11 protein-coding genes are annotated in these 19,262 nt (G+C 42.8%); 7 read left to right on the top strand and 4 right to left on the bottom strand.

Translation table 11 applies throughout. The annotated features are described in order from the left end of the window. Positions 1-34: 34 nt before the first annotated feature. Both OO007_RS13615 and OO007_RS13610 read right to left on the bottom strand, forming a co-directional pair. Positions 35-1,432, bottom strand: coding sequence for a DUF1501 domain-containing protein (locus tag OO007_RS13615; protein ID WP_325809221.1), 1,398 nt, complete (start codon positions 1,430-1,432; stop codon positions 35-37). Positions 1,433-1,443: 11 nt separating this feature from the next. Beyond that, positions 1,444-3,369, bottom strand: coding sequence for a DUF1800 domain-containing protein (locus OO007_RS13610; RefSeq protein WP_325809220.1), 1,926 nt, complete (start codon positions 3,367-3,369; stop codon positions 1,444-1,446). A 647-nt stretch (positions 3,370-4,016) separates the two neighbouring features. On the opposite strand from OO007_RS13610, the gene OO007_RS13605 reads away from it, so the two are divergent. Together OO007_RS13605 and OO007_RS13600 are read left to right on the top strand one after the other, a co-directional pair. After that, positions 4,017-5,246: a glycoside hydrolase family 16 protein gene (locus tag OO007_RS13605; RefSeq protein WP_325809219.1), complete on the top strand. Its 1,230-nt coding sequence runs from the start codon at positions 4,017-4,019 to the stop codon at positions 5,244-5,246. A gap of 326 nt (positions 5,247-5,572) precedes the next feature. After that, positions 5,573-7,819: a VIT and vWA domain-containing protein gene (locus OO007_RS13600; RefSeq protein WP_325809218.1), complete on the top strand. Its 2,247-nt coding sequence runs from the start codon at positions 5,573-5,575 to the stop codon at positions 7,817-7,819. Between the two features lie 193 nt (positions 7,820-8,012). Here OO007_RS13600 and OO007_RS13595 read toward each other — a convergent pair whose 3' ends face one another. Together OO007_RS13595 and OO007_RS13590 are read right to left on the bottom strand one after the other, a co-directional pair. Then, complete coding sequence (locus OO007_RS13595; protein ID WP_325809217.1) at positions 8,013-9,239, bottom strand: CaiB/BaiF CoA transferase family protein; 1,227 nt, start codon at positions 9,237-9,239, stop codon at positions 8,013-8,015. Further along, a complete protein-coding gene (locus OO007_RS13590; protein WP_325809216.1) occupies positions 9,211-10,041 on the bottom strand; it encodes an IclR family transcriptional regulator in 831 nt (276 codons plus the stop codon). Before OO007_RS13590 ends, OO007_RS13595 begins: the two co-directional genes overlap by 29 nt. Positions 10,042-10,656: 615 nt before the next feature. Between OO007_RS13590 and OO007_RS13585 the strand changes: the two genes are divergently transcribed. From OO007_RS13585 to OO007_RS13565, 5 genes are all read left to right on the top strand, one after another. Continuing rightward, a complete protein-coding gene (locus OO007_RS13585; protein ID WP_325809215.1) occupies positions 10,657-13,125 on the top strand; it encodes a cation:proton antiporter in 2,469 nt (822 codons plus the stop codon). Between the two features lie 241 nt (positions 13,126-13,366). Continuing rightward, the gene (locus tag OO007_RS13580) at positions 13,367-14,113 is read left to right on the top strand and encodes an ABC transporter ATP-binding protein (RefSeq protein ID WP_325809214.1); all 747 of its coding nucleotides are present in this window, start codon (positions 13,367-13,369) and stop codon (positions 14,111-14,113) included. Beyond that, a complete protein-coding gene (locus OO007_RS13575; protein WP_325809213.1) occupies positions 14,097-16,649 on the top strand; it encodes an ABC transporter permease in 2,553 nt (850 codons plus the stop codon). The genes OO007_RS13580 and OO007_RS13575 overlap by 17 nt, the downstream gene beginning before the upstream one ends. A gap of 236 nt (positions 16,650-16,885) precedes the next feature. Further along, positions 16,886-17,119, top strand: a complete 234-nt coding sequence (locus tag OO007_RS13570) for a CsbD family protein (protein WP_299875548.1) — start codon at positions 16,886-16,888, stop codon at positions 17,117-17,119. A gap of 749 nt (positions 17,120-17,868) precedes the next feature. Next, on the top strand, positions 17,869-19,233 hold the full coding sequence (locus OO007_RS13565; protein ID WP_325809212.1) for a hypothetical protein: 1,365 nt from the start codon (positions 17,869-17,871) through the stop codon (positions 19,231-19,233). The last annotated feature ends 29 nt before the right edge of the window (positions 19,234-19,262 follow it).

The following is a 19,262-nucleotide window of genomic DNA, read 5'->3' as shown; positions in this document are numbered from 1 at the left end:
AAAAGAACCCTGGATAATACTTACAAGTCTGATGTTAAGATTTCATAAAGCCTAAGTTTTTCTGACTGAAATTAGCCAGATTTGGCAGCATCGCTTGTTGTTCTGCGGCTGATACGCCCATCCAGTCAGCGAGTGTTGCCCCATATTGTGCGACTGACGTTGTCGGGATAATACGTCCTGCAAAGTTCTCATCATCGCCAGCATCATCAGGATTGTTCTGTGATGCAAAACTGGGGAATGCGCCATAAATCTTACCACCCTTAACTTTGTTGCCCATTACCAGCGAATGCCCACCCCAACCGTGGTCAGTTCCGTCACCATTGGTGGTGAGTGTTCGACCAAAATCAGAAGCCGTAAATGTGGTCACGCTATCTGCCTTACCCATGTCATCAATGGCTGTTTGAAAGCTAGTAAGTGCTGCATTTAACTCCGTCATTAATGGGATCATTCTGACGTTTTGATTGCTGTGAGTATCCCAGCCACCGAGCCCAACAAAAAATACCTGTTTACCCATATTCAATTGTTCGCGGGCTGAAATCATTCGAGCCACTAAATGCAGCTGTCGTTGCAAATCTCCTGCGGGTGAAAAGCTGCTCACGGGGTGATCATTAATTGCTTCGGATAGACTATTCGCCGTGTCATTTGCGCGTGTAATGGCGTGCGCAACCTGCTGTTTAAACGGCGCTGCCTGATCAGCTTTACTGGCTGCTATCAACGCTTCCAATGTTGCCTGGGTGCTACTCGATGCATTGTAACCGACCATGCGTTGGATGTTTGCATTGGCATTCAACTGAACGTAATTCTGTTGTAAATTATTTAACCACGAGTTCGAGCCATTAATTGAAATGGACGTTGCCACATTGGAGGTAGCGTTACAGTTCGCAATTCGTTCTGCAATCGAACCACCCCAGCCGAAGGCATCTGCTAAATTTCCACTGCCTGTTTGCCAAAGCTTTTGTTGTGCATCGTGGGCAAACAAACTTTGGGGCAGGGTGGTAGACGCATTGAAATCAGCCTTAGTTGTCGGTTGTATTAAATTGCCGACATTACTGACGACAGCTAGTCGGTCATTTTCATAAAGATCGTGTAACCCCGACAGCCTGTTGTTAAAGCCAAACTCACCCTGAGTCGCATCGGTGCTGGCTAACAAGTCAGATTTATTGACCGCCATCGCCCCGCGAGTTGCAGCGTATTGATCGTAAGCTGAATCAGTTGGCACCACAAAATTAAAGCTATCTGCGCCACCTAATAGAAACACACAAACCAGAGATTGTGGCAGATCGCAATCAGCCGCAGCCACCGATGATGTTAAACCCGTTCCTAAAAAAGTGCCCGAAAGTAGGGGGGTGTACTTCAAACTACCCGTGGTTAATGCCGAGGCACCAGCACGTTTAAGGAATGATCGTCTTGAGATGTTATTACTGTTTTTCATATCTATTCCCCTTATCCCTGAACCTGAAAGCCAGCCGATGCAACAATCAGGAAGATTGCCTCTTGCGCGCGTTCACTGCTGTCTGAAATCGTAGCAAGATGGTTGGTAATGATGGATTTCTGGCTCGCACCTAAGCTACCAGCAAGTAGTAATTTATTCAGATACTCAATCAGTGCATCAACATCTGGTGCGAGTTGCACCGCTTTATCAATATTGATACGAGTCGCACCATCCCAACCGCCAGTATCCTGACTGTTTAAGGTATAGATTTGCTGGTGAAACGCATTGTGCATGGAAGCCACATTTGCCTCGGTCATAATCTGCATTTCAGGTGCATACAAACTGGAATCGCTGGCTAAAAGATTATCCGGCAAGAAGAAATTAAATACCGAAGGTGATTTAAGCACCGCCTGACCAAAGACCTCTTCCAAGCGGTCACTAGACTTGGCATATAAACGATAGCTGTTATTTATTGCGCCAGAACCCGGTTGCGCATCAAAGGCTCGCCATAGTTGGGCCAACTGCATTAATGGTTCTTTCACTTTACCAAAATCAGGGTTGACCGATTTTCCGTTAACGGCTTCCTGATCTAATAAAATAGCTTTAACTACTGCACCAAGATCACCTTTTTCACCCTGTCCGTTATCGTTGAAAACGGCTGCTACTCGCTCTACATAATTAGGACTTGGGTTACTGGTGGTAAAACGCTGAATCAATAACTTACTAAAAAACGGCGCGACATTCGGGTGGCTCGCAATGTTATCTAAAGCCGCTTCCATATCATCTTCAGCAGGCGTTGCAGAGCTTGCACTACTCATTAATTGCGCACCATTCAGAAGCACCTTGGTGGTTGTGTCGTGATAAGAATCAGCCACTGGTGTATTGTAATCCGCCACCATTGCCAAGCGTTTGTCGTAAGGCGTAAGGTCGTTTGAAACCCATGTGCCGGACGAATCCGCAAAGTTCCAACCCGTAAATACCTTGGCAAAATCTTCTACGGTATTCTGGCTGTAAGTAGGAATTGGATTTGCTAGTGGTAAGGCTTCACCACGATCATTCAATTTATACAAACCCACCGAAAATAACTGCAGTACTTCGCGTGCATAGTTTTCATCAGGGCGTATTTGCAAAGCAGGATTGGCTTTTTGATTGCGCACCATGCTGAGGTAAATGCCCATCGTAGGATGCAACGTGACCTTCTCTAAGAGCTCTCGATAATTACCAAAGGCATTTTCAGCGAGCATATCGTAATAATGGCTGACGCCGTATTGCGCATTACCCAAGGCATAATCAAGATCAGAAATAACAAAAATCTCGCTCAAGGCAAATGCCATGCGTTGCCTGAGCTGATCATCACCCTCTATCGCATTCTTCCACCAGATATCATGGCGCGTAGAACGCAGGCTTCCATTTGAATTTGCTTCAACATACGGAAGCGTGCGTGACATTGGTAAGGCAATTTGCTGATCAATCCAGGCTTCCAGATTGTTTTGTGAAACAAGGTTATCAATAGCCGCTTCCGAAGGCCCAAAAGTCGCTTGAGTCAGAAACTTGGCAGCTTTTTCGGCAGTGACAGTAATTGCAGCTGCGGAATAATCTGGATCGTCGTTAGTTTCTGTAGCTGCAGAATTGTCAGTTGAATCCGAAGAGTCCGAAGAGTCCGAAGAGTCCGAAGAGCCTGAAGAGCCCGAAGAGCCCGAAGAGCCCGAAGAGTCCGAAGAGTCCGAAGAGTCCGAAGAGTCCGAAGAGTCCGAAGAGTCCGAAGAGTCCGAAGAGTCCGAAGAGTCAGTCGATTCGTTAGCATTATCCTCAGAGCTTGAATCTACAGGGCTACTTGTATCTGGTGGGCTAGAGCTTTCGCCATTGCTTGAAGAGCTACTTCCTCCACCACAAGCACTCAGTAATAGAGAAAATAGTAACAGCGATAGAATCCGCATAAGTAAGCCCTTTATCCTGAAATGATTATTTATTGACCAATTGAATGAATTTAAGTTCTTGAAAATTATTATTTATTAATAAAATCAATTGAGTGATTAGTCTATTTATTATAGTCAATAAATTTGAAATTATTACGCAAAGAGTGTTGTACAAAAGGGTTTTCGTACAATCAAAACTCAATAAATAATAAAGAAAAATGCCTATGAAATTTCGTATCTACGATTAATTAAAAATTTATTTTGTTTGAAAGAAGTTTATAAACTGAATTTTTGTCATGATTGACACTCTGTAAGGTAAATAGCAAAAAAATTAAATTATTTTTACGAAAAATTTAATTCAGCTAAGTTGTTATTTTATATCAAATTATTATAAGTAAAATCTATTATATCCATAAATTATTTTACTGCTTTTTTAAGGTTATTCTGAACTTAAATTATTTTTCATGTTCACAATTTGCGTCTCAAAGGATTGAGACAAACGTACATTTTTTTAAGTATTTATCAAAAGATACGATCATGAAAAATATACTTTTTAGCAAGGATGTTATTTAAGATTTTTAGATTAATTGTAATCTTAGATAAGAATATTGATTTTAAATCAATTGCTTAGAGAAATGTTTCTATAATTTCTACGGAAGGATAAAAACATGAAAAATATTCATTCACTTGCAATTTTAGGAACGGCTTTAGTTTTAAGTCAAACTGCTTTTGCCCAGCCCAGTGTTAATGGAAATACAATATCTTGGCCTGCAGACGGCCATTGGTACCAAGTACAAAACCCCAGTAAAAATCAGTGGAATCTTTGTAGTAGTTCGAAGAATCTAGATAGACAGTGTGAAGTCGAAAATGGCAACTATGTTGTTATTGATCACACGATACAAAAAAGTTACAACATAAAAGTACCTTCAGGTCAGTCAAGCCAATTACCAACGGTAAGTGGAAGCACAATATCATGGCCTCTCAATGGTGATTGGTATCAAGTTCAAAGGCCCGAGAAAAGCCAATGGAATCTTTGTAGTAGCTCCAAAAATAAAAATGGAAAGTGTGCAAATCTTGATGATGGTAACTACCTTGTAATCAATCATTCAACGGGAGTAAAAACAAAGCTTGTTGTTGGGAATTATAGTCAAATTTTCAGAGAAGATTTTAGTGGTAACTCGATATCATCAAAGTTTAAATTAGCAAATTGGTCAATTCCAAATCGTGATACCACAAATAATATTAATTCTTGTTCGCAGTCTGGTGGAAAGTTAAATCTTTCGATTAAAAATGTGGGAAATCAAAGACAAGCTTGTTATTTACTTTCAAAAAAAAGTGACTTTGGTCCTGGTAGTAGCTCGACTCTGAAAGTTGAAGTCAATGCTAATGTTTCTCAGGTAAAAGCTAAGGGTGCATGGTTTGCGGGATGGTTATATGCGGAAGGGAGAAACGCTAATGGAACTCACCCTTCTGAGGATAATAATCCAATTACAGGAATGGAAATAGATATCGTCGAGTATATGCGAGCAGATAATCGATTGTATCAATATGTTACTGCTATTCATGATGGTGCTAAAGAAGATGAATGGATACAAGCGTTAGATACACACGGCATTAATCTTACACAAAACAAATATCATACTTTTAGTGTTGAGTGGAATAAAGAGTGCATTGCATACTTTATTGATGGAAAAAAAGTTTCTACAAAAAATTCCAGCTTAATCTCTTCAGCTAAAAAACATTCATTAAAGCTAACCATGGAAGGGCAAACAGGCACTCAGTGGGGTTGGCCAGTAGGAAGTCTTCAGAATAACCTTAGAGATCATTCTGCTACTGCAAAGGTAGATTGGGTAAAAGTTTCAGAAAAGAACTCTATCGATTCAAATTTATGTAATTAGTTTTTAGATAGCTCCAAACAGAGGAATATTTTATTCCTCTGTTTCTGGTCAAACTATTAATCTCATTGAGGTGGAAGAAACTGTTTATTAATTCGTTGAAGGGTTGTTTCATAATCCAGCCTTTATAATAAAAACAGCCCATAAGTAGGGGGGTGGCATTATCAATTCTCTAAACAGTAGTTATGTTAAGTATCAATAAATAATACTTAAAGTCTCCAATAAACTAACTATTGTTCTAATAGTTGCTCCTAAGTAGCTTTCATTTAATCTTCGCTTGTCCTTACGAATCTCGTCAGAGACATACTTAGACTTTCAGGAGAAAGAAAATGAAAGCCCAAACTACTAATAATTTTGCACAAAAACTTAAACTAAAATTTAAAAAAACGTTTAAGAAAATACTTAAAAATACGTTAGCTGTTGCTACCTTAGGCATCGTCCTTTTAGGTGCAACCACATCAGTAATGGCGGCAGGTTTAATGACACCTGTCGATTCCAGCAAGCCCGCATTGTCCATCAAATCGCATCATGTAAATGTGACGATTGAAGATGGCTACGCGGTTACCGAGGTTGATCAAACCTTTAGCAACCCACATCAACAGGATCTGGAAGCTACTTATAGTTTCCCCGTACCTGAAAAAGGTGTGGTATCAGAATTCACCATCTGGATTGACGGCAAGCCCGTAATCGGTGAAGTGTTGGAAAAACAAAAAGCCCAACAGCTTTATGAAGAAGAGAAAGCCGCAGGTCGTGATGCAGGTTTAACCACCAAGGTTAAGCATTACCGTTTTGAAGTAAAAGTAAGCCCAGTACGTGCGCAACAGGATGCACGCATTCGTTTGGTGTATATGCAGGCCGCTGATATTGATAACAGCATGGGTCGTTATGTGTATCCGCTAGAAGAGGGCGAGACCGATGATCAAGCCAATGCATTTTGGTCTTACGATCCAGTGGTTAAAGAAGACTTTTCATTCAATGTAAATTTACGTTCTGGCTACCCTGTAAATGGTGTGCGTTTACCACAACATTCGCAAGCAGTCGTGACACAATCTAATCCGCAAGAATGGTCAGTGAGCTTGGGTAGTAACAACTCTGTAGAAACATTAAAACAGACACACGTTGAAGAAGTGGTTACGCCTACTCAGGAATCAACAGGCACATTAGCTGAAGATCTCATCAAGGCAATAAAGAACAAGCCAATCAGCAATAATGAAATCGCCGCGCTCGAAAGTGGAGAAACGACTACATCAAACACAAGCACAGCTGCCGCGACGCTTGATAAAGACATCGTCATGTACTGGCGTTTAGCACCGAACCTACCGGGGTCGATTGATCTGGTTACACATCGTGAGCAAGGCGCAAAGCGCGGCACATTTATGATGACACTGACACCAGGTGATGACCTTGCGAAAATCGAAGAAGGTCGTGACTGGGCATTTGTACTCGATATGTCAGGCTCAATGAGTGGCAAATACCAAACCATGGTCGATGGTGTGCAGCGTGCAATCGGTGGTTTAAACGCACAAGACCGTTTTCAGATAATCCTGTTTGATAATGCGGTCGAAGACTTAACGCAATCAACATGGATAAATGCAACACCAGAAAACGTGATTCATTGGAGCAACGCACTCGCCGCAACAGGCCCGCGTGGTGGCACCAATATTTATGCAGGTTTAAGTAAAGCACTGAACAATCTCGATGCTGATCGCACCGGCGCAATCATACTGGTAACCGATGGTGAAGCGAATGTCGGTGTGACTGAAAAGAAGGAATTCCTCAAGTTAATGACGGGTCACGATGTACGTTTATTTACCGCAGTCATGGGTAACGGTGCGAATCGTCCACTACTAAACGCGATGACAGAAGTCTCAAACGGATTCGCCGTAAGCGTATCGAATAGCGATGACATCTCAGGCAAGATCAGAGAATTCACCAGCAAAGTAACGCATCAGGCAATGCACGATGTTGAACTGGATATTAGTGGTATTAAAACAGGCGACATGACACCAGAGAAAATTACCAGCCTATACCGTGGTCAGCAGTTAGTCGTATTTGGTCACTACTGGGGTTCTGGCGATGCAGATGTCGAGCTAAAAGCCAAAGTATCCGGTGAAAACAAATCGTACAAAACACGCTTTGCTTTCCCTGAAAACGAGACTAGTAATCCAGAAATCGAACGTCTTTGGGCCTACGCCAAAATTCAAGACCTAAAGAAGCAGATCGATTACCTGGGATCAGATGCCGACTTCAAAAGCGCAGTCATCGACATCGCAGTAGAGAATAGCTTAGTCACCGATTACACTTCAATGATCGTTATGCGTGACGAGCAATTCGAAGCACACGGCATCGAGCGTAAAAACAAAGCACGCGTAGCAAAAGAGCAAACAGCGAAAACACAACGTGCACAAGCGCCAGTGCAATCGCGTCGAGCAGACACTTCGCAGCCAGCGTTTACATCTAATCGTTCATCGCATGGCGGCGGTGGAGGCGGAGCGTTTAATCCGCTGATGTTATTACCGTTTGTAGTGTTTGCGGTTTATAGAAGAAGGAAAGGAGGGTTTATTGAGGATAAATAATTTGGAAGGAACTTTAAAGAGAAAAAATGCAGACTTTGGTCTGCATTTTTATGCGTCTTTAGGTTCGTTAGAGCCAAATATGGTGAAGATAATTATCCGTGATAATGTCGAGTGAAATTAGAAACTATGTATAGAATTATGATAAAAGCACGGAAAACACCATAAAAACTTAGGCTGACAATTTATTAATAAATTAAATTGCGCCCTTCTCTGATAATTGGTTAATAGTTTCATTGTCTAAGTTCATTTCATCCCTAAATACTCGATCATTATCTTGACCCATCTCTGGTCCAGGATGCCTGATTTCTCCAGGAGTACGGGAGAACCGAGGTGTGATGCCTTGCATGCGAACCGTTCCCAATTCTTTATCCTTTAAGGAAATCAACATGTCTGTCTGTTCTACATGCGGATCAGAAAAAATATCTTCCATAGTTCGAACTCTGGCACAACTTACACCGTGTGATTCCAGATCAAAACATGCGCTATCTGCGTCACGAACACTAAACCATTTGGAAATAATTTGATCGAGAAACTTACTGTTTTCCAAGCGTTCCTTATTCTTTATAAAGCGATGGTCATTTATTAAATGTGGGTGATCAATAGCTATCATCAATCGTTCAAATATTGACTGTGTGCTAGCGGCGAGAGTACACCAATGTCCATCCTTAGATAGAAAGCAATTACCAGGTGCGGCATACGGATTCTGATTCCCACTACGTTCTCTAATACAACCTAACTGATCATACTCTATGGGCATAAAGTCCATAATTCTGAACATAGACTCGAATAACGAAACGCACACCACTTGTCCAGGTGCTCCATGATTTTGTCCCTTCTCTACGAGTGCCATTAAAACACCAACAACACCGAATAAGCCAGTGACTGAGTCTGCAATGGGGTAGCCAGGATGTAACGGTGGACCATCTTTTTCTCCACAGAGCGATAAAAAACCAGACATGGCATCTGCTATACGGGCAAAGCCTGGCTTAGCTGCGTATGGACCTTCTTGACCAAAAGCACTAACCCTTAAAATTGTTAATGAAGGATTGTATTTATGAAGGACTTCAGGTGATAAACCCCATTTTTCAAGAGTTCCTGGGCGAAAGTTTTCGATAACAACATCAGCTTCTTCAACTAACTTCAAGAATAAGTCCTTGCCCCCTGGTTGACGTAAATCGAGTGTAATGCCTCGTTTATTTCGATTGATAACTTTCGACCACAATGATACACCATCTTTTATAGGTCTAAGATTGCGTAACCCATCCCCTTTTTTTGGAAGCTCAACTTTCAGAACATCAGCACCAAAGTCAGCCAATAACCCCGCTGATAGAGGACCAGCGATGATAGTCGCTATATCTATTACTTTTAGGTGTGTAAGAGGGCCTAGCCTCTTATTTGTCGTTGACGACTCGTTTTTCATTTTGACCTCCTTCTAAAGCACGTGGATTTCCTGCCAATATTGCATTAATTTTCATTGCACCCTCTTTGACGATAGTTGCAAAATGGTTCTGTTCCCCAGTTGTAAAACGTGTTTCTGGAAGAACAATGCTAACTGACCCAACAAGAGATTTGCATGGCGTAGCAAAAGGAGCCGCAACTCCTGCAGCACCAGCTACTCTTTGCCCAGTCGTACAGAGAAAATCTTGTGACTGGACGAATTTTAAATTCTTTCGAATATCCGCTTCTGTCAATAGATCTCCCAAAGCATCTTTGACTTCCGGCTTGTTTAGTAAATTTTCAATCTCCTCATTAGAAAGACAGGATAGTATCGCTTGACCGACAGCTCCTATTCGCAAATCAGCCCGATACCCAATACCGAGTGAGTATTTTATTGGCTTAAGTGATGGGATTTCATGTTCTACAACAGCATCATTGCCATCTCTTAAACTTAGAAGAACAGTTTCTCCCGAAAGCTCATGCATTTTTTGCAAAATGGGCCGTGCAAACGAGATGATATTGCTTGGATTTTGAAGCTCCCTTACTAGTTCAAGAACGCCATAAGAAATAGTGTATTCGCCTGACTCAGTGTCCTTGTTGAGCATTCCTTCTTCAACTAAGGTTTTCGCAATTCGCAAAACCGTGACTTTGTTCAACTCCATTATATTAGTTAGATCAGCTAAGCCTAAACTCAGTGTTCCACCTTTAAAGCAACGTAAAATTGTTATTGCTCGTGACACTGTTTGCAATGTTTTCCCCTTCTGAATTTTCTTCATAAGTTTCATATAGTGTCATAGCGTTTCATATAATGGAATAGAAAATAAAATAATTTAAAAAATTTTAGAATAAATAAGATATTCTAGAAAAGAGAAAAACATGGTAATCCGCATACGTAGGTTAGATAAGCTTGCGCCATCTTACGAATGAATATTGGCACATAATCAACTCCTCAACCATTGGTAGTAAATTTTCGAAACCCAGATGACGCTTCCGCTTATCTAGGCTACTTCTATGATGTTTATATTAGGCATCCACAATATTTCTATTAATTAGCCGTATCATGTAATTAGGTACTTCTTCACAGAAAGATGGCTATAGGAAACCTTTTTAAATAAAAAATAATTTACTAAAAAAAGTGCCCCAAAGTAGGGGGGTGCCATTTAATCTGATTGCAATCATTGGGAAGAAATCCTGACGCTTTTATGCATTGGAAATGATATTTTTTAAATTTTTTATGCTTTTTCTGAATTTTATTTTAAAAACTTAATCAGAGACTTATTAACAAATGAACCGTTGATGTGAATGTTCCTTTGTCTACTTTCAATAAGTGCCTTATGATCTAATCAACCCTGTAGGATTTGCCTTGTTTCTGTTATTTTCCGGATAGACTTTGATCGTTTATGGATATTGTTTTAATCACCACCATTATCAGCGCCTTGTTTCTGGTCATTGCAGCGGCAGAGCCTCTGGCGGCACGCTTAAATCTACCTTTTAGTGCGATATTGGCGATACTTGGCATCCTCATTGGTGGTGGTGCAACGTTCTTTCTAAATACCGAGCTTACTGATGCCCTCAATCCGGTTGCAGAGGCAATACTGAATTTCCCAATACGTTCAAACGTATTCCTTTATGTATTCCTGCCGACATTGTTGTTCCAGGCTACATTAGGGATGAATTTGAGGCGAATGCTGGATGATTGGGTGCCGATTCTGGTATTAGCTGTAGTGGCAGTAGTTGTGGCAACCTTCACAGTTGGCTATGCATTATCATGGGTTAGCACGTTACCATTGATGGCTTGCTTATTGATTGGTGCTATTGTTTCCACTACCGACCCTTCAGCGGTGGTCACTATTTTTCGTTCGATCGCTGCGCCAAAAAGATTGGCGCGTATCATCGAAGGTGAGAGTTTATTAAACGATGCTGCCGCAATCGCGTTGACAGGTGTTTTCCTTACCTTTGTGACGGTTAATCTTCCAAACCCCACTATGGTGAGTGCCTTTTCAAAGTTTCCCGTTCTGATCATAGGTGGTGTATTAACGGGTTTGGTCTCTACCTATGTCGCGCTTTGGATCATGACGTTATTCGCGCAATATGAGCGGGCGATTATCTCTGTATCTGTTGCTCTTCCCTATATGGCTTATATCGGCGCAGAACAAACCATAGGCGCATCGGGCGTTATTGCAGTGGTTACTGCCGGGCTTACGTTGAAGCTAGTCGGGCCTAGTCGGGTGTCTCCTTTTTCATGGACGAATTTACGAGAAACATGGGACCTGTTGGCACATTGGGCTGGCGCTTTGATATTTATACTCGCGGCATTATTGATTCCGCGAATGCTCGAAACTGTGCGTCTGGATGATATCTTCCTGGTAATGGTCGTTGTCGTGGCGGCTATCGTGGCACGCGCCGTTATTCTGTTTGGTCTCATGCCTCTAATGTCCAGCCTGCGGCTTTCACCCAAAGTTGAAATGCCTTACCGCGCCGCGATTTTATGGGGTGGTTTAAGAGGTGCTGTGACTCTGGCGCTTGCCCTGGCAGTCACAGAAAGTCAGGCAGTTCCGGTCGAAATTAAACGCGTTGTTGGTATTCTGGCAACGGGTTTTACTCTGTTCACTTTGCTGGTTCAAGGTACAACGCTTCGCTGGGTGATTAGCCTACTGAAACTCGATCGGCTATCGCCTGTTGATCAGGCATTATCCAATCAGGTAGTGGCAGTTGCATTACAAACGGTTCGCGAAGATATGGGCGAGCGCACCAAGGTGTTCGAACTACCGCACGAAATAGTACGTAGTGAAGCTAAGAAGTTTGCTTCAAGGGTGGATGATGCTGTTCATCTGGCTGAGGGAGACGAGGTTATTAGTGATCGTGACCGAATCACACTTGGCTTGGTCGCGTTAGCAGTAGCCGAGCGTAACGCCGTACTGGAGCGAATCAGAGAACGAACATTTCCGTTGCGTCTTGCTGAACGCGCCATCTCTGATGTAGATGGTTTAATTGATGGTGCTCGAACATCAGGTCGCACGGGTTATCAACGAGCCGCCAAGAAAAGTGTCGATTACCGTCGCGTTTATCGAGTGGCATTGTTTCTACACAACCGTCTGCGATGGTCAGCACCGCTAGCCCGCATCATCGAAGAGCGTTTTGAAGTGCTGTTATCACAAAGTGTTATCTTTGGTGATCTGGAAGGTTTTATTAATGCGCGCATCAAGCGTTTACATGGTCGTCGTGTGGCAGGGCTGCTTCAAGAGTTATTGAGTCGTCGCAAGACAATGGTGGAAACCGCCCTCGAAGGTTTGCGCCTGCAATTTCCCGGATACGCAGAGGAACTTGGACGAAACATCATTCAGCGAACGGCGTTGCGTCTTGAAGAAAGAGAATACGATTCGTTGCGGGAGCAAAGCCTGGTAGGTGAAGAGCTATATATTACTCTGGTTCAAGACATCGCTTCACGCCGTGAAATCGCAGAGCATCGACTGTCGATTGATCTATCTGTACAGCGTGCGGAACTGATTAAACAATACCCCTTGTTTACTGATCTTGATGAAGCAAGCTTGAAAAGGTTAGCGCGTAACCTGCAATCACGTTATGTCGGCGCTGATACTGTGATTATCAATAAAGACAGTGTGATGAAAAAGGTCTATTTCATAGCATCTGGTGCGGTCGAAATAGAATCTGCTGGTAGGCTATCCCGACTAGGGCGCGGTGAGATATTCGGTGTAATGACATTACTATCCGGTAAGCATCGCCGCATTAAGGCACGCACTATTGTTCCATCGACATTATTGGTTCTGGATGAAACCAAGTTTCGACGCTTACTGGAACGCAGTCCGAAGTTGCAGCAGATCGTAAATGACACAAGTAATGTTCACTGATTAGAGTGAACAATTGCACCTTCAATATTCTCATGAATTTTTCCGATACAAAAAAACCTCTTAAAGTAGGGGGGTGGCATAAATACTCTCTACAATAGGATGTTATGTTGTTTCCCTTATAACTAAAGGCTTTTATTGTTGCCTCTGGCCTTTGATGTAACATTCTAAAATAAATCAATCGAACCATACGATGTGCACTGCACTGAACATTGTACAGACCACTGCCAGAGAAATAAAAACGATGACTTCAAAACCTGCTAAAACGCCACATGACGCTACTTCAAAGACGGTTGTAGATTTAAGGCAGTTAAGTTTTTCCTATGACTTGCAAGAGGCTAAGCTGGATGTGCTGGTTGACGTTGATCTAACGCTTAATCAGGGTGAAACCGTCGCTATTTTAGGTCCGTCAGGTTCAGGCAAAACCTCTTTATTATTATTGCTCGCTGGTCTGGAACAACCCACTAGCGGTGCTATTCTGATTGATGATAAAGACTTAGCGAAACTTGATGCAGACGCTTTGGCTGATCTTCGTCGTGATAGTTTGGGTATTGTGTTTCAGTCATTCCACTTAGTGCCGAGCTTAACGGCGTTAGGGAATGTAATGTTACCGCTGGAAATCGCCGAGAAAGATAATGTCGAAGGAAAGAATGCCCGCGAAGTCGCGACGACCATGCTGGAACGAGTGGGCTTGGCAGAGCGTGGGGGACATTACCCGACACAATTATCCGGTGGTGAACAACAGCGAGTTGCCATTGCTCGTGCTTTAGTTCACACGCCACGCTTGTTATTAGCGGATGAGCCAACGGGTAACCTGGATGCTACAACAGGTGAGCGAATTATTGAATTACTGTTCGGTTTAAACCGCGAAAGTGGCTCGACGATGATCCTGGTGACGCATGATGAATCCATCGCTGCACAGTGTCAGCGTGTATTCCGCTTGCAACAAGGTAAATTAGTGGAGGACGCGCCGCATGCGGTTTCTTCTTAGTCTGGCGTGGCGTGACCTACGCGCCAGTGGTCGCTCACTATGGATTTTCTGTGCCTGTCTGGTACTGGGAGTCACCTTAGTTTCAGCCAGTGGCAGCATGTATCGTCTAGTCGGTGATGGTTTGTTAGCTGACACTCGCCAATTACTGGGGGGTGATCTGCAAGTGAGTTCTAACCGGCCACAGCCGTTACCCGATGAAGCAGTAGCGTGGATATCAGCACGTGGCAAAGTCTCGCAGTTGATCGAATTGCGCACCATGCTCGGAACGCAAAAAGATGAGTTTGTTCTTGTCGAACTGCAGAGCGTTGACGATTTCTATCCGCTATATGGCAGTCTACAACTCGATCCTGAGAAGCCTTTGAGCGAGCTTATCAGCAAACAGAATGAGCGCTGGGGTCTAGCCATTGATCACTCTCTGGCAGTGCGTTATGACTTAAAGGTAGGCGATACCGTCAACATCGGCAGTTTGCAAATGGATGTACGTACGTTGATTATGAAGCAGCCCGACCGCAATCTCACCGCTGATTGGCGCGGCTCACCCGTATTGATTTCTCCTCAAGCCATCAGCGATGCAAAGTTACTCAGACCCGGCTCACGTGTCGAGTACGATTACCGCGTGGCGACCGACATACCCACAGCCACTTGGAAAACACAATTCTATATGAAATTTCCTGATCGCGGTTGGGAAGTACGTACTTTTGAAGACCGCAGCCAGCGTATATCTGAGCGAATCGGGCAGATAGCTTCTGGCCTGTTGATCATTGGTTTTAGCACGTTGTTTATTGGCGGTTTGGGGGTATTCAGTAGTATCCAATCTTATTTGCAGAGCAAGCTAAAAACGATTGCCACCTTTCGATCTCTAGGGTTGCGCAATAGACGTATCGCAACCGTTTACCTGTTGCAAGTCGGCATCATGGGTGGCGGTGCGAGCTTGTTAGGCGGATTGTTGGGCGTGTCACTAGCGCTAATGGGCAGCGCTGCGGTTGCCGCTGAGTTACCGATCGGCACAACCTTTTCGGCTTTACCCGCGCCATTCATTAGCGCCATACTCTTTGGATTGTTAACTGCATTTTGTTTTGCCTTACCCGCGATTGGGACAGCTTTATCAGTATCGCCAGCGAGTCTGTTTCGTGATGTTGGCAATAGTGCTTTAAGTGTCCCTCGCAATTGGGCAGTGGCAACGGCTATTTGTGCGATTGCTATTATTGCCTTGGTACTTATCAGTGTGCCTTCATTGCTGTTTGGTGCTGGTTTTATTCTGGTGGTTGCGCTGATGTTGGGGCTTTTAGAAGTCACACTGCGACTCATCAGACATGGCGCACATCGACTTGAAAACACGCCAGGCCTACGCACAGGTATCGCATTTCGTTTAGCGTTGGCTAATCTGCATCGACCCACTGCACCGCTTCGTAGCTCTTTATTATCATTGGGGTCAGCTCTCACGCTGCTGGTGATTTGCACTTTGGTGGTGGTGTCGCTACAACGCACTATTCAGGCAACCATTCCTGAAGAAGCTCCTGCCTTAGTGCTATACGACATTAGTCCTGATCAAGTCGAAGACGTCAAAGAAGCCATACAAGTAACCTCGCCCCAAGCAAAAGCAGAACTCACTCCGTTAGTCCAAGGGCGTATCGTCTCGGTCAATGGAGAAACCGTCACCAGTTTGTTAGCGGATGCAGTGGCAGGCTCTGAACGGGAAGATGACTTACGCGACGCCTTAAACGATGATCACAAGTTGAGTTATCGCGGTGGCAATATCGATGGCATTGAGCTGGTTGAAGGTAGCTGGTGGAGTGATGACCAAGACCAGACGGTTCCAATTCCTAACATGTCATTAGAAGACCGCGAAGCACGTCGCATTGGCATTAATGTGGGTGATCGTATTAGCTATGCAGTCGCTGGAAAAACTCTGGAATTTAATATTGCTGCAATTCACCGACAGAAAGGCTTACAGACGCGCTTTTGGTTTGAAGGCATCGTAGCGGATGGTGTATTTGGCGACACACCGGAGCGTTATGTCGGCGCGGCATGGATGGATGATGGCCAAGCCTTATTAGTACAAAAAAGCATTGCCGATGTTGCCCCCAATGTAGTGACAGTTCGCACCGCACGTATTTTGGCCAGTGCGCGTGACTTACTCGGCCAGGCCACAAGTGGTTTGTTGGTGGTTGCGGTAATTAGCTTCATTGCCAGCTTACTGGTGTTATTCAGCGTGATTGCAGCTAGTCGCGTGCGACAGGTTTATGAAGCCTCAGTATTAAATGCGCTGGGTGTGCGCCTATCTGAAATCCGTAAAAGCCTATATTTGGAATTTCTGCTAATCGCACTGGTGACTGCGTTATTTGCGGTGCTACTGGGATCGGCGATTGCCATACCGCTACTGGAATGGCGGATGAAACTACCTTCAACGGATTTGATTTGGGTGGGCTTGTTGACGGCATTGGTTGTGAGTGTTTCTACGCTGGTGGTGGGAGCACAATATTTACATCGGCGGATGAGTGTAAAGCCTGCTCTGTTATTGAGGAATCTGGGGTGAGGGTTATGGAGTGAGGGATATGGAGTTATCCAATATATTTTAATCAGTCTATAGTTTGACTTAAAGAAAAACCAATAAATCAGAAAGTCGTGACAAATAACAGCGACATTTCTTTGCAAAGTGCATTATTTTTATGTTTTAGTGACTCTAACGAATGCTTAAATACAGATGTATTTAGAGATCAGAACCTAATTTATAAGCAATTCTTACATTAACTTTACTACAGGAGAACAAACATGCATATGAACGAACTCGCTGGTAAATGGCACGAGATTAAAGGCTCAATCAAAGAATATTTTGCAAACTTCACCGACGATGACATGCTAGAGATTGAAGCAGATCACGAAAAGCTACTCGGCAAGGTCCAGCAACGCTATAACTTGGACGAAGAAGGCGCTGAAGCACTCATTAGTAATATGAAAATTACAGATGATGGCAAAATTATAGACTCCTCAATACCACCAGAATGATATTCATTGTCGGCTGGAAACGATAGTGAAACAGCAAGACGATTTAATACAGAACAATATAGGTTCATGTATTAGCAAAAAGTATGCCGCAATGGTTGGGTATTAACCCTTATTCAGATGTTAGACCGGGTGATCCTAAGTTGACTAAAGTTGCTGCAATAGATCAATTTTTTTAAGAGAAAATATTAGCCGAGCAACATGAGATAACAATTTTTTTATATTATTGAACAAAAAAATTAAAAACTATCTGAAAGTGAGGGGAAGCTCATTTTGTATTGTGAGTTAACACTCGATTTTTAAGTAGTGCTCCAGTCAAACTCGGGATAAATATCCAAACCTCCTGAAAGCGGTAAGCCACTCGTAACAACAAATGACGTTGAAACTTTGCCCGCTTGTAAGCATGTTGTTTTATTCACAAAGATACCTATGACTTATTTTTAGAATTATGATCTTAATATCAGAACTTAAGTCTTAATAAGCCAGTGTCATCCGACCTACACGATGATTTCAAAACCATAGGTCGGATTTACCAAGCGAAAATTGCCAAAACGACCTAAAAGCTATTAAATTGTTAAATAGATGAATTTACCTTTTCAACTAAACTCATCTAGTATCACTTGTAAGGTTTACTTTAACTCGGTTTAAATTTTTCAAAAGACCACTGTATCTAGGCAATACCCCATCTTATGAGTTGTTTGTTTATTAGCCAACCGCCGTATTTTTAACGTATAAAATCAGGACTTGAGATTATGAGTATGTTTATCAAACTATTAAAATTAGTCTTTATATTAGGTTTTAGTGGTTTCCTGATGGCTTGTGGGTCTGGTGATAGTACTGAAGATTTAGCTGAAGTTGAGCCTATAACTCCGGTAGTTGAAGACTCGGTTACAGATCCCGTTGAACCTACAGCGCCACCAGTAGCCGGTCAAATTTTATTTGAACAGGATATCGCGGAAGATATTACTCAGTCGACTCCTACTGAAATCAATTTACCTCTCGGATTGCAAGCAACATTAGATATCGAGTATTTGGGTGCGTTCAGGGCATTAGCAGGCGGTGACTCCTCATCTGACTATGCTGTAGGTATTCTTGGACATAACCCAGACAATAACAGCCTTTATATGGTGGGCCATAGCCATCATAATTCGATAGCTGAATTCGCTATTCCTGATGAGTTTTCTTTAGCAGAAGAAGCATCAGAAATCCTTAAAGCTGACGTCTTGCAAGAATACGTGAGTATTCTGGATAAGAGGGATATTGGGCAACAAACAGATAGAATAGACGGAATTTTATTTTATAAGCAAAACTTACTGGTAACGTCGGAAATCTGGTACGACGCTTCTGGTACTAATAAAGATAATTTACAGGTTTTTTCAAACCCGAATGACTTATCTTCTTCCACTTTTAAAGGTATGTTGCAAATCCAGGGTGGTGCTAGATCAGCTGGCTATATGTCAAAAATCCCAGCTAATTTGGTCTCAACCTTAGGCAGTGAATATCTGGTTGGCTGGGCATCTAATCACTCAATAACTTCCAGGTATTCTCAAGGCCCAAGCCTGAATTTGTTTGATCCTCAAGATGCCGTTGATGCTGATATTGCTGTTGATAACACCGTAGCCGTCGAACCCAAAATGGTGTTTCCCTTTGAAGATGGTAAGCAAATTGTGGCTGACTCAAACGAATACAAATTAGATATCTCTCCTATTTGGGGCCCAGTTTCGAAAGCTAAATATGGATTTATAATCCCTGGAACATCACTATTCATGGCAGTTGGTTCTCATGGCGGCATACATAGTGGTATTGGCTATAAAATAACTCAGGATAACGGGAATTTGTGTGGAGGCCCCTGTACTTACGAAGCCGGTGATAACTATAATTATTTTTGGCTGTTCGATGTAAACGATATGCTGACCGCTGAAGACCCTTGGTTAGTTCAACCGATCAGTTATGGCAAATGGAGTCATCCATACGATGATGCGGGAAAGCACAATATACTCGGTGCAAGCTATGATGATGCAACAAGTACGCTTTACATGACTCTCTCAAACGCAGGACAAGTAGGTACCTACGATAGACCTCCATTGATACTTGCCTATAAGGTAAAGGCAAATTAAACACTATTGTTTAAAAATAAACCAAACTG

The organism is Cocleimonas sp. KMM 6892 (genome assembly GCF_035798195.1).
Lineage (GTDB): Bacteria > Pseudomonadota > Gammaproteobacteria > Thiotrichales > Thiotrichaceae > Cocleimonas > Cocleimonas flava.
This window is presented reverse-complemented; position numbering and strand designations above follow the sequence as displayed.

What these genes read in the sequence shown, in the direction of transcription:
- OO007_RS13575 (WP_325809213.1), top strand. Translation starts at nt 14,097, where the DNA reads ATGCGGTTTCTTCTTAGTCTGGCGTGGCGTGACCTACGCGCCAGTGGT.
- OO007_RS13610 (WP_325809220.1), bottom strand. Translation starts at nt 3,369, where the DNA reads ATGCGGATTCTATCGCTGTTACTATTTTCTCTATTACTGAGTGCTTGT.
- OO007_RS13605 (WP_325809219.1), top strand. Translation starts at nt 4,017, where the DNA reads ATGAAAAATATTCATTCACTTGCAATTTTAGGAACGGCTTTAGTTTTA.
- OO007_RS13590 (WP_325809216.1), bottom strand. Translation starts at nt 10,041, where the DNA reads ATGAAACTTATGAAGAAAATTCAGAAGGGGAAAACATTGCAAACAGTG.
- OO007_RS13585 (WP_325809215.1), top strand. Translation starts at nt 10,657, where the DNA reads ATGGATATTGTTTTAATCACCACCATTATCAGCGCCTTGTTTCTGGTC.
- OO007_RS13580 (WP_325809214.1), top strand. Translation starts at nt 13,367, where the DNA reads ATGACTTCAAAACCTGCTAAAACGCCACATGACGCTACTTCAAAGACG.
- OO007_RS13600 (WP_325809218.1), top strand. Translation starts at nt 5,573, where the DNA reads ATGAAAGCCCAAACTACTAATAATTTTGCACAAAAACTTAAACTAAAA.
- OO007_RS13570 (WP_299875548.1), top strand. Translation starts at nt 16,886, where the DNA reads ATGCATATGAACGAACTCGCTGGTAAATGGCACGAGATTAAAGGCTCA.
- OO007_RS13565 (WP_325809212.1), top strand. Translation starts at nt 17,869, where the DNA reads ATGAGTATGTTTATCAAACTATTAAAATTAGTCTTTATATTAGGTTTT.
- OO007_RS13595 (WP_325809217.1), bottom strand. Translation starts at nt 9,239, where the DNA reads ATGAAAAACGAGTCGTCAACGACAAATAAGAGGCTAGGCCCTCTTACA.
- OO007_RS13615 (WP_325809221.1), bottom strand. Translation starts at nt 1,432, where the DNA reads ATGAAAAACAGTAATAACATCTCAAGACGATCATTCCTTAAACGTGCT.